Source organism: Alteromonas sp. G4i35 (assembly GCF_054960375.1).
Genome location: NZ_JBHNZD010000006.1, coordinates 1 through 15,419, shown reverse-complemented (window position 1 = coordinate 15,419; position 15,419 = coordinate 1). Strand labels below are relative to the sequence as shown.

General features: G+C 42.0%; 13 protein-coding genes. 3 read left to right on the top strand and 10 right to left on the bottom strand.

All coding sequences use genetic code 11. From position 1 onward, the window contains the following. Window positions 1-251: 251 nt before the first annotated feature. Entirely contained in the window at window positions 252-1,019 is a 768-nt protein-coding gene (locus ACFI6L_RS04680; protein ID WP_462573520.1) for a hypothetical protein, read from the top strand. 449 nt (window positions 1,020-1,468) lie between these two features. Here ACFI6L_RS04680 and ACFI6L_RS04675 read toward each other — a convergent pair whose 3' ends face one another. From ACFI6L_RS04675 to ACFI6L_RS04650, 6 genes are all read right to left on the bottom strand, one after another. Continuing rightward, a complete protein-coding gene (locus ACFI6L_RS04675) occupies window positions 1,469-2,068 on the bottom strand; it encodes a methyltransferase family protein (RefSeq protein WP_004588581.1) in 600 nt (199 codons plus the stop codon). A gap of 128 nt (window positions 2,069-2,196) precedes the next feature. Continuing rightward, the gene (locus tag ACFI6L_RS04670) at window positions 2,197-5,304 is read right to left on the bottom strand and encodes an efflux RND transporter permease subunit (protein ID WP_377947218.1); all 3,108 of its coding nucleotides are present in this window, start codon (window positions 5,302-5,304) and stop codon (window positions 2,197-2,199) included. A 60-nt stretch (window positions 5,305-5,364) separates the two neighbouring features. Continuing rightward, window positions 5,365-6,300 (bottom strand): efflux RND transporter periplasmic adaptor subunit, encoded by a 936-nt coding sequence (locus tag ACFI6L_RS04665; RefSeq protein ID WP_061093929.1) that lies wholly within the window; start codon window positions 6,298-6,300, stop codon window positions 5,365-5,367. Further along, a complete protein-coding gene (locus ACFI6L_RS04660) occupies window positions 6,300-7,634 on the bottom strand; it encodes a TolC family protein (protein WP_029937684.1) in 1,335 nt (444 codons plus the stop codon). The genes ACFI6L_RS04665 and ACFI6L_RS04660 overlap by 1 nt, the downstream gene beginning before the upstream one ends. Window positions 7,635-7,706: 72 nt before the next feature. Next, window positions 7,707-8,102 carry a hypothetical protein gene (locus ACFI6L_RS04655; RefSeq protein WP_462573519.1) on the bottom strand — a complete coding sequence of 132 codons (396 nt, stop codon included), beginning with the start codon at window positions 8,100-8,102 and terminating at the stop codon, window positions 7,707-7,709. Continuing rightward, window positions 8,089-8,706, bottom strand: coding sequence for a cation efflux transmembrane domain-containing protein (locus tag ACFI6L_RS04650; RefSeq protein WP_015065928.1), 618 nt, complete (start codon window positions 8,704-8,706; stop codon window positions 8,089-8,091). Before ACFI6L_RS04650 ends, ACFI6L_RS04655 begins: the two co-directional genes overlap by 14 nt. A gap of 79 nt (window positions 8,707-8,785) precedes the next feature. Between ACFI6L_RS04650 and cadR the strand changes: the two genes are divergently transcribed. Together cadR and ACFI6L_RS04640 are read left to right on the top strand one after the other, a co-directional pair. Continuing rightward, window positions 8,786-9,175, top strand: a complete 390-nt coding sequence (gene cadR / locus ACFI6L_RS04645; protein ID WP_105937005.1) for a Cd(II)/Pb(II)-responsive transcriptional regulator — start codon at window positions 8,786-8,788, stop codon at window positions 9,173-9,175. Window positions 9,176-9,303: 128 nt separating this feature from the next. Further along, a complete protein-coding gene (locus tag ACFI6L_RS04640; RefSeq protein ID WP_462573517.1) occupies window positions 9,304-10,107 on the top strand; it encodes a helix-turn-helix transcriptional regulator in 804 nt (267 codons plus the stop codon). Window positions 10,108-10,451: 344 nt separating this feature from the next. On the opposite strand, the gene ACFI6L_RS04635 is transcribed toward ACFI6L_RS04640, so the two are convergent. The 4 genes from ACFI6L_RS04635 to ACFI6L_RS04620 all read right to left on the bottom strand — a co-directional run. Beyond that, on the bottom strand, window positions 10,452-10,868 hold the full coding sequence (locus ACFI6L_RS04635) for a hypothetical protein (protein ID WP_236547131.1): 417 nt from the start codon (window positions 10,866-10,868) through the stop codon (window positions 10,452-10,454). Next, window positions 10,861-12,909 (bottom strand): integrase, encoded by a 2,049-nt coding sequence (locus tag ACFI6L_RS04630; RefSeq protein WP_239247440.1) that lies wholly within the window; start codon window positions 12,907-12,909, stop codon window positions 10,861-10,863. The genes ACFI6L_RS04635 and ACFI6L_RS04630 overlap by 8 nt, the downstream gene beginning before the upstream one ends. 41 nt (window positions 12,910-12,950) lie before the next feature. Then, on the bottom strand, window positions 12,951-14,654 hold the full coding sequence (locus ACFI6L_RS04625) for a hypothetical protein (RefSeq protein WP_462573516.1): 1,704 nt from the start codon (window positions 14,652-14,654) through the stop codon (window positions 12,951-12,953). Continuing rightward, the coding region (locus tag ACFI6L_RS04620) for a tyrosine-type recombinase/integrase (protein ID WP_462573515.1) at window positions 14,641-15,419 on the bottom strand (779 nt) is incomplete at its 5' end. The genes ACFI6L_RS04625 and ACFI6L_RS04620, both read right to left, overlap by 14 nt.

The following is a 15,419-nucleotide window of genomic DNA, read 5'->3' as shown; positions in this document are numbered from 1 at the left end:
TTGGTAATTAAGATACGACAAAGTCGCTTGGTGTTAACAACATAAGATCGATTGGTCGTCATTTGAACTGACAGATCTGATAACAGGGTGGTATCAATTCTGACAGTCTGTTGCGTATGTGAAACGGACATTTCGTATTCTTTCCCATCTAAAGACAGAATGTAGTTTTTCATGGGAAACAGATGTTACTATTAAGTCTCGGTAATCAGCTGTTAGGCATTCTCTTCGGAAGAAGGAAGTTAGAATATATTATGGAATCAATAACAAAATGGTTTGAAGAGAATAAGAAAAAGTCTGTTGCCGGGGTGATTGCTATAGTCACAATTGTTTTTCTCCCACTGATAAAAGATGTTATTTCTTTCGAGTATGCAAAATACAGAAATAGTAATGGCAATGAGACGATCGAGAACTCTAAACGCGCATCAAGCGAAACGAATAATCTAATTACAAAGATAGATGTTAGCAACGATATAGACCCCATATTAGATTCAATAAATCAGTATTCTAAAATGTGGGAAAAAAGCTATCGAGACTTGAGTGACGAATACAAAAATAGTCTCAAAAAACAAAATCAAGAGCGTGCAACCTTTGCCTATCTTGAGGGTAATAGTCCCGAAAATAATTACGGTGTTTTTCTTGAGTCCTATTACGGTATAAACAATAGGGCGAAAATGGGTAACCTAGTTGTTGATTCTCTTATAGATCGTGAAATTAGATGGGCTTTGCGAATAGAAAAAATACGTGTCCTTGATGATCCTAAGGCGATTTATGTTTTATTTAGCCCCATCAAATCAGTATGTGAAAAGAATTCATGCCCAAAAGACTTTGACGATAGATTGGTCATTCAGTTATGTGATTGCGAAGCAACAAGGAACTTTTTACAAGACACTCGAGAAGGTGATTTTGTATATTTGGAAGGAGTGGGTCGTCTTTGGGAGTCCGAAGGTAACGACATACAATATCGTCATCGTTTTTCCCCTAGAATTACACAATATAGATATAGGCCACATCAATCTTGAACCAATAGAACAGGTGGCTATTAGATGCAGTCTCAACGGCCTATCGACCTCGATTCTCTGTATTCGTGTGTGCTGTGGGGGGGAACGTTCGCTTGTCTGAAGGTGCCCCTGAAATGTACGTTTTATGGACACTTCATATTCTGTTCCATGAAAATACAGAGTATGGTTTTTCAGGGAAAACGGGTATTACTATGTGTAGTGGCTCGCGAACATAATCCCTCTGACTTGATTACATCGTACATTTTGGACTCACATTAAGTGAGAATATGACCGGTGCCTGACTCACTTTAATTGACAATGAACTCACGCTAATCGAGAACGGGCTTGCAAACATAATCAGTCGGCTCACTTTATTTAAGAATAACGACAGTTCATAAAAATGGACGTTAAAAGATACCGTTCGTTAGTTTGTGCATATAAAGCAGCCTGCGCCATTACTTATTTAAGCGTCAAAACTTAAAGCGTGAAAGCTTAGGTATGTATCGGTTAGTGTCAGACTTATATTTTAGAAAATCATCGCCATGCACTTTCTTCAAATAAGGCTCTTCAATTTGTCGAACAATCACTTCAATGCAAATCCAACATACAAAAGCACATGCCCAAAGCAGCAAATGTGGGAACGTTATACACACCCCTGCCCAAAATAGAAAAATACCAAAGTAAATGGGGTTGCGAGACTTTGCGTAAATCCCGTGGGTAATAAGTGCAGTCGTTTCTTGCTGGTCAACGCCAATACGCCATGAATCTCCCATTTGAATTTGAGACAACAAAGTTACAGCAATTCCGCAGGCGCCAATCAAGGAGCCGAGAAGCTGAAATGGAATTGAAGGAACAAATAGTAGGGGCGCACGTCCTAAGTAACCAAAAAGAACTAGACCAAATGCAAAGCAAAACGTAACCACGAATATAGCCCCTGGTACAATTTCTATTAATGGTGCGTTTATAGATGCTGCTCTTATACCAAAATCACCATTTCTCTTATATTGAACAAAGCTTCTACCGAGGACGGCTAGCGCCAAAAAACTACTAATTAAAATAAGCGAAACCATATCTATCCTTATCGTACATGACGTTAAGAATATGATTGTAAAGTCTATACTTAATAAAGAGTCAATAGGTACCTAAAAATCGTTCAGGTAAAACTTGGGCATTTACGAATAAATGCCCAAGAACACTACTAATCCCCTTTACTATGCACGAGTCGATAGAGTACAGGCAGCACTACCAGTGTTAGCAAGGTTGACGATATTATCCCGCCGATGACCACCGTGGCCAAAGGCCGTTGCACCTCTGCACCTATGCCCGTATTGAGCGCCATGGGCACAAATCCAAGGCTTGCCACTAGTGCTGTCATTAATACCGGACGCAAGCGAATAAGTGCCCCTTCAACAATGCTATTCACTAATTCTCCGGTTTCTAGCAAACGTTGCTTGATGAAGGACAGCATTACCAATCCGTTTAATACGGCAATCCCAGACAACGCGATAAATCCTACCGACGCGGATATGGATAAAGGCATATCCCTTAACCAAAGAGACATTACACCGCCTGTTAATGCCAAAGGGATACCTGTGAAGATAATCAACGCATCGCGTATAGAACCAAACGCAATTACCAGCATTGTCAAAATCACAAACAACGTAACCGGTACCACAATAGTCAATCGTTGACTCGCACTCTCGAGCTGCTCAAAGGTTCCACCATAGTCGAGCCAATAACCAGCAGGTAAATCTACTTCATCATTGATTCTCGCCTGAGCTTCTTCAACAAAAGTGCCAATATCTCTGTCACGCACATTTGCTGTGACAACAATACTACGTTTGCCATTTTCCCGGCTTATTTGGCTAGGTACTTCTTTAAATGCCAGTGTGGCTAATTCGCTTATCGGTACATGCTCACCAGAGGGCGTGACGATGGGAACGCTCTCAAGCTGAGTGAGTTCATTTCGAATGTCGTCGCCATATCGCACGACAATCTCAAAGCGTCTGTCGCCTTCAAAAATCATTCCAGCGGTTTCTCCACCTGTCGCAGCATTGAGCCATAACTGCAAGTCGGCTATATCCAAACCAAAGCGTGCCAATTGATCAGGCTTTGGTGTGACGGTGAAGATTGGAATGCCTTCTACCTGCTCAAGCCTCGCGTCATCAGCTCCTTCAATCGTTGAAATAACGGTCAAAATGTCAGAAGCAGATGCAAAGAGCGTATCTAAGTCATCCCCAAATAGCTTTATCCCCAAATCTGCCCTTACGCCACTAATCAATTCGTTAAAACGCATTTGTATAGGTTGCGTAAATTCATAATTATTGCCGGGCAAAGTAAACAAGTCCTCTTCAAACGTTTCCACTAACTCAGCTTTTGTCATTGATGGATCGGGCCATTGCTCCCGAGGCTTTAAAATAACATAAGTATCTGTAATGTTTGGTGGCATAGGGTCGGTGGCGACCTCACCCGTACCCGTGCGACCGAATACCGTCTGTACTTGCTCATACTGCATAAGTTTCGCTTCAAGAGTTTTTTGCATTTCAACTGCTTGTTCTACCCCTGTCCCAGGGATCCGTATTGCCTGTACTAAGATATCACCTTCATTGAGCTGGGGAATAAACTCGGAGCCTAATTTACTGCCCATCCATAAACTGCCGACAACCAAAGCACTCGCTGCTACTACCACTAGCCATCTAAAACGCAGCGCTCCGGTTAAAACAGGACGATAGACTGCCTTTGCACCTTTAATAATTGGGCTTTCTTTTTCGCTAATTTTACCTCTCATGAAAATTGCTATCGCCGCAGGCACTACGGTAAAACAAAATACCATTGCGGCAAGCAAAGCCATTATCACGGTCGCTGCCATGGGGTGGAACATTTTACCTTCGACGCCAGTGAGCGTGAACAAGGGGATATAAACAATGGTAATGATCAATACACCAAACAAACTGGGACGTATGACTTCATTAGTGGCTTCATATACAACATTCAGTCTTTCTTTGAGCGGTAGAGTTGCGCCGTTTTGCTTCTGGGATTCGGATAATCGCCTGATACAGTTTTCAACAATGATAACTGCGCCATCGACAATCAAGCCAAAATCCAGTGCGCCTAAACTCATTAAGTTAGCAGACACATCGGTTTTGACCATACCCGATATCGTGGCAAGCATTGCCAGGGGTATTACAGCGGCTGTAATAAGTGCAGCTCGCACATTCCCAAGCAAAACGAATAGCACAACGATGACAAGTAAAGCGCCCTCGACGAGGTTTTTCTGTACTGTGTCGATGGTTTTGTCAACGAGGCTTGTTCTATCGTAAACCGCTTCAAGGATAACGCCCTCGGGTAAGCTTGTTTTAATGGTTTCGAGCTTACTGTCCACAGCTTTGGCGACCGTACGAGAGTTTTCTCCCACTAACATCATTGTCGTGCCAATCACTGTTTCTTGGCCATTTAACGTGCCGGCTCCAGAGCGCAGCTCTTTACCGAGGTTGATTTGGGCGATGTCTTGAATTTTTACCGGTACGCCATCAATGATCTTAACAACCACTTGGCCGATATCGTCGATGCCCTTCAGTTGGGCTTCCGATCTGATCAGTACTTGTTGCCCATTTTGTTCTACAAAACCAGCGCCTTGATTCGCATTGTTGCGTTCTAGCGCACTGAGAAGGTCACCTGTACTTATCCCAAAGTTTATCATTGCGACTGGATTAGGATTCACATGATATTGCTTTTCAAATCCGCCTACCGCATAAACCTCGGTCACCCCCTCAACAAGCGACAATTGGGGCTTAACTACCCAATCATGGATCTCCCTTAATGCCATAGCATCATAGGGTTGACCGTTGTCCTGTCGCGCCTGAGGCTCAGCACTTAACGAGTACATGTAAATTTCACCCAAGCCTGTGGCGATAGGGCCCATTTCAGGGGTTAACCCTGTTGGCAATTGCGCCGCGATGGCGGTGAGACGCTCGTTGACGAGATTTCGTGCGAAATATAAATCGGTGCCCTCTTTAAACACGACTGTGACTTGCGACAAGCCATAGCGTGATATCGAGCGGGTATACGATAAATTAGGCAAACCGGCCAGCGAGGTTTCAACTATAAACGTTATGCGTTGCTCAGTCTCCAAAGGCGAGTAACCTGGGGTTGCGGTATTTATCTGCACTTGCACGTTGGTGATATCAGGCACAGCATCAATCGGCAGTTGTTTGTAACTGTACATACCAAAAAAGGCGACAAACAAGGCGAACAACATCATGACACCACGGCGCTCAATCGACAGACGGAGTATTCGTGCAATCATGCTCTCACCTCACCGTTTTTATGGACTTGGCTTTGCTTTTGACAATAAATTCGCAGGTAATTAGTCATCATCGCCCGCCTCCATTTTTAATAAATCAGCTTTTAGTAGATAGCTATTTTCTACAACGACTTGCTGGCCTATTTGAACGCCCTTCACAATCTCTACTAAACGGTTGTCCGTGTTCCCAAGTTTTACTTGGCGGGGGTAAAATCGTTCCCCTTCTTTGACAAAAACAATGGTTTGCCCATCTAACTCTTGTATTGAACTTTTGGGGAGTGCCAGATTGACTTCTTGGAAACCAATCTGAATATAACCCTCTACCATAGCGCCTAAAGGCCAATAACCACTGCCATTATCAACGTTCACAAACGCGATAGAATAGGGTTTGTCATCCGGTGAGGACGTAATGTGGCTTATACTTGATTGTTGCTGCAATTCCTCAAGCCTTAAAGTGACTTCCATATCAGCGGCAATATGAGTACGTTGTTTGGGGAAAATAGCCAATTGAGCAATTGCGCGAGAGTAATTAGCAACAGAAAGCAGCACTTGACCGTTGGTGAGCTCACCATCATTGGCGTGTCTAGCTATGATTTTTCCAGACATCGGTGAGGTGATTGAGTATTGATTTAAACTCTCGTTTGACTCAATGATTGCCAGCGTGTCACCTTTTTCTACTTTATCTCCAATATTCACCATGATACGTTTTACAACACCGTCGAAGCGGGCACGAATATGACTCAGTGACGCAGGATCATGAACTATCCGCCCAAACGTTCTGGTTGTGAGCGATAATGATCCTGACGCGGCTGAAGCAGTCACGATATCGTGTTTAAGCATCCGTTCTTGAGATAATACTACGTACTCGGGTCTTTCTTCGGCTTCCTCATCGTCATCATCAGCCAGGGCGACAGTAGCAAACAATAAAGTAAGTAGCATGGCTAACACGCCAAGCAAGTAACGTGCGCTAGTGAGTAATGTAAATTGTGATGTATTCATTATTTTTTCTCTAGTAATTCTGATGATTGAGCAGACGTCGAGGGAGAGTCAGAAAACACGGGAATTCCCGTAAGTGCCTCTAGATCTGCGCTTCGAAGGTGGACTAAGCCTGCGGCTTTTATCAGTGTTCGTTGCATATCTATGAGTTGCTGTTGCGTTGTCACCCACTCTATATAGTTGTAGCGACCACTTTCATAGCCATCCCGCGCCAATTTCAATGCAGATTCCAATGTGGGAACGACATTGTCTTGAAGGGTCGTAACAGTGAGCAAGGCTTGGTCTTTTGCGCTAATGACTTGATTTAATTGGCGAGTGAGTTCACGAATTTTCGCTTGTTTTTGATAGTCGATACTGTCAAGCAATGCGCGCTGTTGTTCGTATTCTCCTAGATTCCGCTGCTTGGTATTTAACGGCACCGAAATACTGGCGACTAACGCTGTGTCATTAATTCCCTGCATTCTTCGGATACCGGCTTCCCACGCAATGTCGAACTGCTGACTGGCCTGAACCACTCTCAATCTGGCCTCTTGTACCCGATAGTTATCAGCATAAAGCAGAACGTGTGGATTGCTTTGAAGCTGTGAAAGCATATGTTCAAGTGATAGTGAATTTGGAAACGATAACAGTGTCCCTTCAACTTCCGCAAACGCAGCGTTAGTGTCACCCCACATGATGGCCAGGTCGCGTTTATACTCATTGAGTTTTTGTTCACTTATCAATAACGACAAACGCGCCTGCGACAACGCTGACTCTGCACGTTTTTTCTCAAGTGGTGAAGAAGCCCCCGCTTCAACCCGTGTAGAGACTGTCTGAAGCATTGTGCGAGCCAGCATTTCAGCTCGTTGCTCAGTCTTGTGCAACGCTTGTTGGACAATGACATTGATATATCGTCGAGTTGTTTCACCCAAGATGTCCAGCGTACGAATGCGCCGTTGTGTAAGCAGTTGTGCTTTTTTTGAACTCACCACATTCATTCGGCCGCTGACTTTATCTCCAAGCTCGATGACCGACGATAAGGTCAGTGTCAATTCGGCATCTTTGATACCAGACACTTCGCCTGTTCCCAACACATTTTCAACTTCAACCCCAACAGACATTTCAGGTCGTAAGCTGGCCATTTTTGATTCACCATCCAAAGCCGAAGATTTAAATTCGAACACAACTAAATCTGGGTTGTTTGATAATGTGCGTTTGAGCGCATTTTCAAGCGTGATTGAAGACTTTTGCGCATTGGCAGATTGAACAGATATGCTCATGGTTACCAGTGCAGCAGATATCAATTTCAGATACGCTGAGCTAGCTTTTTTTATGCCCAATGGGCGTGAAGAACTCATAAAAGAACCTTTTGTTCATAAGATAACGACATACATGGAAAGCACCCATGCAAACATATAGGAGGGAATGGATTAATGTTGAGGTGGGCGCAAAAGGCCTTCGACTAGGCCGTCAGTGACGTTGCGGGAATAACTGTATTGATTGGTATATAACGGTTTAGATACGTCATTTATTGGGTGTTGTGCCAGAAACTTAATCTGTCCACATTGACACAGCACACAATGGAAACACTTAGACTCTTCACTCGACGTATTATCACCAGCATTTACATTTTTTTCGGGAACATCATAAGTGCCTATCGACTTTGATTGTTCAGGGACTGACAATACCTCCGCAGGGTAGTCATCGCATTGAGCGGCGAACGAAAAGCCCGATTGACACATGAGCAAAGTAATAAGTAGCCATGCCAACCTACGCAGTTTTGATGTGCAATTAAAAATTGGCATTTTCTTATCAACTTTGCGCATTAAGCGCTCGCTGTCTTTCATTTCCAGCATCTTCGAGGATCATTTTTGCCCCGCGCAACACAACGCACGAAACTATCACACCGATAACCAGATCAGGCCATCGAGAATCGAGCCAAAACACCAAAACGCCAGCAAAGATAACACCTAAGTTGGCAATCACATCGTTGGCTGAAAATATCCAGCTTGCCCGCATATGCACTTCTTCATTTCTTTGTTTGCGTATGATCACAAGACAAATGACATTAGCAACCAGTGCAACTGCCCCCATAGCCATCATTAGTCCCGATACAGGTTCGCTACCGTAAATTGACCGTCTTACAATATCAATGATAATCAACACACCCAGTGCCATCTGAAAAAAGCCGCTAATTCTAGCCGCATTGGCTTTGTGCAATAGCGATTTACCAATAGCATAAAGGGCAACACCATAGACAACTGCGTCGGCGAGCATATCAAGTGAATCGGCTATTAATGCGGTTGAATCAGCAAGCAACCCGATCCCCATTTCTATAACAAACATTGTCGCGTTTATTCCCAAAAGCCAATACAAAACCTGTCGTTGAGACTGGTCTTTTATTTCAACTTCGCACCCACATCCGCTCATTAGAAACACACTCTTTACTGATGAATAGTATGAGTATAAAGTCTATACTTGGTATAGAGTCAACGGTTAGGAGAAAAAAATGAAAATTGGTGATGTCGCAAAGACGACAGGTTGTAGTATTCAGACCATTCGTTTTTATGAAAAGAAGGGGCTCTTGCCTGAGCTTAAGCGCTCAAGTGGAAATTATCGTGTCTACGACAAGGGGACTATTGAACAACTCCTGTTTATCAAACAGTGTCGTTCATTAGATATGTCTATCATGGAAGTAAAAACGCTAATGGACAGTCGTTCGAGGCCAGATCAGAGCTGTTCAAATATCAATACGTTAATAGCTAAGCATTTATCAGACGTCATTATTCGCATTGAAGAGCTAAACGCATTAAAGTCATCACTCGAAAATATGGCGTCAAAGTGTGATCAAAACAAAACCATTAGGGACTGTGGCATTTTAAATTATTTACACACTTAAAAGTGTAAGAAGCACACAGTTTCACTGTGCGCACTCGCCTCAACGTGTATCTATCGGCTAACATTCTTCATGCGTATAGATTTATAAGGCAAAAATCAATAGCCTGAACTTTTGATACTGAGTCAGCCATGCATATTCATTTGTGGCCCTACAAAGCGATTTACATCGGAATCAGTCCTGATAATGATGTTCATGCACATCATGCTGTCCAAGTTTGCATTGGTTTAGACAAAGACATCTCGGTTCAAGATTACAAGGCACAAAGTATTCACACCGGACAATGTATTGTGATTTTCGAAGATGTCCCTCACAAGATTTTGGCACAGGACAATCAGATTGTAGTCATCTATTTAGAGCCTGAAGATAGGCAAAACCAACAATTTCTCAAAGCCTTACGTCAAGCCAGGAGTGATGGAATTAATACTCTGCCGCTTACTAGCAAAGAATTGGGATCCATTTCTCAGCATCTATTTACTGACGTCGATATCGACAAAGTGTGGAAAACAGTAAATAAAGCGGTAGGGCTAGTCTATAGTCCTGCGCTTTCATCGCGCCCTGAGGATAAACGGGTACGAGCGGTCATCGACATTATTGCTTCGCAGAGAGGTTGTGCAATCGATATGGCGTTTTTATCATCGAAGGTTTTCTTGTCCCCAAGTCGTCTAACACATCTTTTTAAGCAAGAAGTGGGTATACCTATTAGTCGTTTTATTGTCTGGTGGCGTGTGCGCGCCGCAATAGAACAACTGAGTAAGTCAGCAACATTGACTGAGGCTGCCCATGCTTCGGGTTTTTCTGACTTACCTCATATGAGTAAAACGTTTAAACAGCTGTTTGGATTTGCACCTTCTCGTTATTCAAACCGCACACCATTAAAATTCACAGTAATTAGCCGTTTGATACAAGCCGAATTAAGTTTGACTAGGGAATAATATACGCATCAATAAAAACGCGAATGTGTAAATACTATGAGAACGTTGGTCCAATGGATGTTCAGCCCATTATTTTTTTTAAGCTTTATCTTTGCTGCATCCAGTATCTCCCAAAACACAGGATCTGCAACCAATTAACCTAGTATGCTTTTACAGACAAGTTCTTACGCACTAATGGATGCCAATGAGCTTCAATGAGAGTGCGAGCGCAGTATGTGCAATGAGAAACTGTCAGATTTGCGCAAGCTTTCTAGCAATTTTGTTAAATCAAATGTTGCCTACTCCACACAAGCGTGTGAACACCAAGTGATTTCGATGTGACGATACAAGATAAATTAGACATGCTATTCATTTGTTAACTGGTACTCTAATTCTGCCACTCTCTGTTTGTACTCTTCGATGGTTAATGCAAAAGAATTGTGCTGGCTAGCCATATTGGATAGCCTTTCACGAAGCTCAGCTACTTCGCTCTTGTACTTTCTTTTCAATTTAATTTCTTTTTTGAGTCGTAACCTCAGTTTTGAAAGAGCGTCTGAGGAGTGTTCGGGTATCATACTCACTGAATAGCTTTGTTTTTTTAAAGCCCAAATTTTTTCGACAATATCTTCGTAATAGTATATTGAACCGCTGCCTAGGCCTGCTTCCTCCTCAACCGCTTTAACCGAGAGCTTTTGGGAGTACGGGACAATTGTTGTGGCTTTATTCAGTATTCTGTCTAGAGCCTCTTCAATCCTCGCTCTCGTAACTTCTGATTTAGTCATCACTTCCCCCGTCTTGTTTGTACTCAGAAAATGGAATGTTAAAGAAGTGCATGACTCGCTCGGCTGCTTTAATTTGTGAAAGGTAATGGCTTTCAATAGAACTAGAAAAAGAATCTATACTCTTAAGGTATTTTATCTGCTGGATACATTGTTGGTGTCTTATTGACCAGCCCTTCGCTTGTTCTTCATCTATTAACTGATTTTCACATTTAAAACAATTTGCTGGTGAGGCGACCTTGCTCATTTGGCATTGATATCCTGCTAAGCAATAGGAGTGTAACGTTCCTACAAAGTCTATTCTGCCAGCTTTAACGTGATTGTGAATTTCTTGCCAACTTTTATGCTCTGTTGGAATTGACCCTCTATCTTTCATTATTTCAAGGCCGCGCTTGCCAAATAATTTATCTTTTCGGTTGTACCACTTAAAAACAGTTTCAGTAATAACTTCATTACGAACATTTTTTATCAATTCTGACAGCTCGCTATCGGTATTAATCCCTCTAAGTACTGCTGCCGCACCGCCTTCTTCGTACCACTCACTGGTTGGTATATCCAAATGTTTAAACTGTTCTTTAACGGCTATCGTGGAACAGAGGTTGTGGCGTCTTACAAATACGGCAAAAGTTCTTCGAAATTGATGAGAAGTAATGGGCCATATATATCCAAGTGCAATTTTTTTATTAGATAAAACAGAGTTTTGGTTTGGGTTGATCAAGTAAAATTCTTCAAGGGCCTCGTCATCTACAATTGCTCCTGCCTCTTTAGCTATCTCATTAAATTTGTTGCGAAAATGCCCTTCATAGATGATCTTTGGAGCTTCACTTTTCTTTGTTTGAGTAAGCCATAAACAACTCGCCTCGTGGTTTTTCATCGGGTCTGGATGATTGAACAGTTGTTCTCGCATATATTGCGTCAATGCCTCAGCGAGTGAGATGGCGTCTCCTACGATAGTTGTTGTTACCCACTCAGATAGTTGTCCTCGTCCTTGTGTCATCTTGTGGTGGTATGATTGTACAGTGTGAATGATTTTACCGTTGTACGTTCTAGTCTTAAAACTATCGGGATGCAAAGAGTACAGTTCGCTGCGTCGCATTCCTGTAAATGCTGCGCAAACGATATAACAAGCGGCCTGGATTTTTGATAACCACGACTCAAATTGTCGCCAGGGTAAAATATGTTTTTCTAATGGCGTCCCTTGAAGATACAACTCAATAATGGATGAGTAGCTCTGAGGCTTAGCTTTATTTACCTCTACCCTATAGTCTGCGGAATTTGGGGTTAACCACTTCCAACTCCCGTCATTTATTTTGCGATCAACAACCTTTTTGCCTACTTCGTAATTTATGCGCAACTCTCGTATCAGTTCACTTAGCAAAACTCTATACGGATAGAGTTTTTCAATATAATCGATTGCTCTCGAATAAATTTTCTCCATGATACTTGTAGGCATAGCGTAAAACTGATTTGGTTTAGTCTTTTCAACCGCGCAGCATTCAATTGCTAAGGCTTTCGTGCTTTGATCGGTAGGGATTACTAGGCCTATGGGAAGAATGTGATCCGCCCTTTGTACTTTATTCAACATGCTGAATATCTGGACGGTGTTGCCATAACTGTATTGCAAAGATGTTAAGTATGTACAAAATTCATAAAACAAAACGGCATGCGACAGTTTGGAAATGCTAGCCCATTTCATTTTTTCCAAAAACTTATAGACTTGTAGCAACTTACTGTGCTGAAAGATAATTGTTGATGGCTTCAGTGGGTAAGAGTTCCCTCTGCCTGCATTAGTGTAAAGCCAAGAAAAACAAATCATTTTCAACTCTGTAGCAAGTTCAAAAGAACTGATCTCTGAAAAAGTGATTTTATCCTTGTTGGTTATCTTTCTATCTATGTAAGCAGATAAAATCCACTCTTCATCGCCAAAGTAGCTAACTGTAGTCCCCGCATGGTCTTTAGTCACTGGCACGTTATCTAGATACTTGAAGTCCAACTTACTATAGGATTCAAGTACTTTTTGAAAACCATCGAGGTTTTCATTCACTACATTTCCAGGAAGACTAAGAAGTATTTGCATCGTGCTCTCTAAAAGTTGTAATTTATACCTTCAGGCCAAATGGGGTGACGACCTTCCTGTTTGAGCTTTTTAGTTGCTTTACGGCGTACCTTCGGGTCAACGCTAAAAATACACAAGTCTATTTTTTCAACCAGTGAAGCAAAGTTTCTAACGAACTGAGAATGACTTTTATGGTCGATAATTGACTCCTCAATTACTTCCCGAAAACTCATTAAGCACCAAATATCCTCAACTTCTTCGATAATTACCTGATTGGGGCAATCGAAGCAATTCAAGATATCGGCACAAGCCAAGTGATCAACATCAAAGTGCATTGGACTTAAATTCATTTTTCGTTTGTAAACACTAGCTTGTTTACCGAAAGGAGAAATACATCCAGAACCAAGAGCTGTCTTTTGAGAGTGCTTATTTAAGTCACCATACTTAGCAAGAAATTGCTCATAGGGAAGTACTTCAACATCCAGTTTCGATTTTGCATAGCTTTTCGCCTGGGCAAGGTCAGAACATCGTGCAACAGCTTCCAATGTATGAGTGGCAGCTTGTAATTGCCTTTTATTTTCTATCGGATTACCCGTAGTATAGTGCTGACGGAGAGTCTTTGGTGTATTGCCTAATAAAATAGAAGCGCCAGCATAGTCGCCTGTTAAATCTAAGTATCGAGCACTGCCAGTCGCCCTGAATCTCTTTGCCATAGGCCTGAGCGGTAGGTTGTCATCCGTAACTAAATTAAAGGTGGATTGGAGCCAAATACTAGTATGTTTTAGATGACTTGGTTCAAGAGGCTTTAACTTGCCCCTACAAGCCATAAAAAACAAATGCTCGTTATTCGGCGCGATAGTGTGACTTAACTTTAAGAGCTTCTTTATGAATCGCAGTGAATGTTTTGGTACATTTTGACGATTGTTTTCTCCAATTGATATTGTTACGTACTTATTCGCTCTGGCTTTTAAAACGCTTTGTGAGTAAATGTGTTCTTCGTTGAAGTTACTTTCCTTAAACTTTTTCATAGATAATAAGGACGTCATGTTTCCCCAGGTAAAATAAGACATGAGGAAATAACCAAGTGAAAAACATTTTGTGATGGCCCCCGCAACTTCTATTCTCCGGGGCCCGAAAGCAATTTCTGCAGTTGCAACTCTTGGCTCTGTGTACAAGTGCAGTTCTGGAGTGCTGAGTATTTGTTCAAAGAGCTTATTAAACGTTGAGTAGATTGGTTTTAAAAGGGACTTGAGTTCAAAGTCTGAATAGCCCTCAGTAGGGTTCAGCTCGCGTCTGAAAAGCCCTCTCGGAGAAAACCAATCCTTACAAGGTAACCCCAATATGGTAAGCATGCATTTTATAGAACTCGTTCTTTTTCGAGCTGTATTGACATTCAAGGAGCCAAGCCTCACTTTTTCGACCTGATGCCTTTCCCACGCAATTATGGACTCGCGAGTTTCCAAGTCGAGATTCGATGAATCTACAAATTTTACATACCTTACAAGATCATTGACGTAGCCAAATTTCGTCCTGTCTGAGTAGGTTTGATCATCATGAAGAGCTGTAAACCAGCGTCGAACAAGTTCGTCTCTATTTGCATATTTACCACCAGTTAGTTCCTTTTTTAGTGGCACATTGAAGTATCGAAATCTATTGAAGTCGAATTGCTGATACCGAGCTATCCCTACTTTCAAACTAATGATGAGGCTTTTATCTTGCTCAAATTGACTCATATAGTGACTCTTCAAGAATGGTATCTAGAAAACTTGCTGCTTCTCTAACGTTTTTTTTACGCTCCAAGAAGTCGACGTACTTCCAGGTTGTTGCTTCACTACTGTGTCCCATCCATGCCATCATTTGCGTTACTGCGTCTTTTTGCATCCCTATCTTTAAAAGCGATGCAAGGCGGTACGTACAGTACGTGGCTCTGAGGTCATGAGTGGTATGAGAAAATAGCGAAGACGTTTCACGCTCAACAGCTTTCCTTAATCTTCTAAACGATTGCTGAACGTTGTTAGGACTAAATGGATCACCAGATTTCGAAACCAGCAAAAATGAACTATTGTTCTTTTTGAGTCTTAGCCTTCGTCTTTTTGATTTTGCATACCCCACAAGTAGATTCTTCAGGCTTGGAGATATTTCAACTTTTCTTTCTTTTCCATATTTAGTTGCTACACCATTCGTTGGACCAATTTTCACTTCTGATTTATCGGAAAACTCAAGTTCCAAGGCTAAACATAATGGGAAAGTACATGCTTCCCGTAATCTCAAGCCAGACTGTACTTGCAAAAGTTGATGGATTATAAACTCTATGTTGAACGTGGAGAGTGCTTTCGCAAAGGGTACTAGTTCATTTTTTGATAGCGGATTAAGTGATTGAACTCGCTCTTTTAAAGGAACTTTTACGCGAAGGTCTGTGCTACTGACAATGTAATGAGGGTTAAGATGATTCATCATCCCGGTGTTCCTAATTTTTACCATCTCGTAGTCAAAAGGTT

Excerpts from the sequence above, each read along its gene's own strand:
- ACFI6L_RS04640 (WP_462573517.1), top strand. The coding sequence starts at position 9,304 with ATGCATATTCATTTGTGGCCCTACAAAGCGATTTACATCGGAATCAGT.
- ACFI6L_RS04665 (WP_061093929.1), bottom strand. The coding sequence starts at position 6,300 with ATGAATACATCACAATTTACATTACTCACTAGCGCACGTTACTTGCTT.
- ACFI6L_RS04650 (WP_015065928.1), bottom strand. The coding sequence starts at position 8,706 with ATGAGCGGATGTGGGTGCGAAGTTGAAATAAAAGACCAGTCTCAACGA.
- ACFI6L_RS04680 (WP_462573520.1), top strand. The coding sequence starts at position 252 with ATGGAATCAATAACAAAATGGTTTGAAGAGAATAAGAAAAAGTCTGTT.
- ACFI6L_RS04625 (WP_462573516.1), bottom strand. The coding sequence starts at position 14,654 with ATGAGTCAATTTGAGCAAGATAAAAGCCTCATCATTAGTTTGAAAGTA.
- ACFI6L_RS04635 (WP_236547131.1), bottom strand. The coding sequence starts at position 10,868 with ATGACTAAATCAGAAGTTACGAGAGCGAGGATTGAAGAGGCTCTAGAC.
- ACFI6L_RS04660 (WP_029937684.1), bottom strand. The coding sequence starts at position 7,634 with ATGAGTTCTTCACGCCCATTGGGCATAAAAAAAGCTAGCTCAGCGTAT.
- ACFI6L_RS04655 (WP_462573519.1), bottom strand. The coding sequence starts at position 8,102 with ATGCGCAAAGTTGATAAGAAAATGCCAATTTTTAATTGCACATCAAAA.
- cadR (WP_105937005.1), top strand. The coding sequence starts at position 8,786 with ATGAAAATTGGTGATGTCGCAAAGACGACAGGTTGTAGTATTCAGACC.
- ACFI6L_RS04675 (WP_004588581.1), bottom strand. The coding sequence starts at position 2,068 with ATGGTTTCGCTTATTTTAATTAGTAGTTTTTTGGCGCTAGCCGTCCTC.
- ACFI6L_RS04670 (WP_377947218.1), bottom strand. The coding sequence starts at position 5,304 with ATGATTGCACGAATACTCCGTCTGTCGATTGAGCGCCGTGGTGTCATG.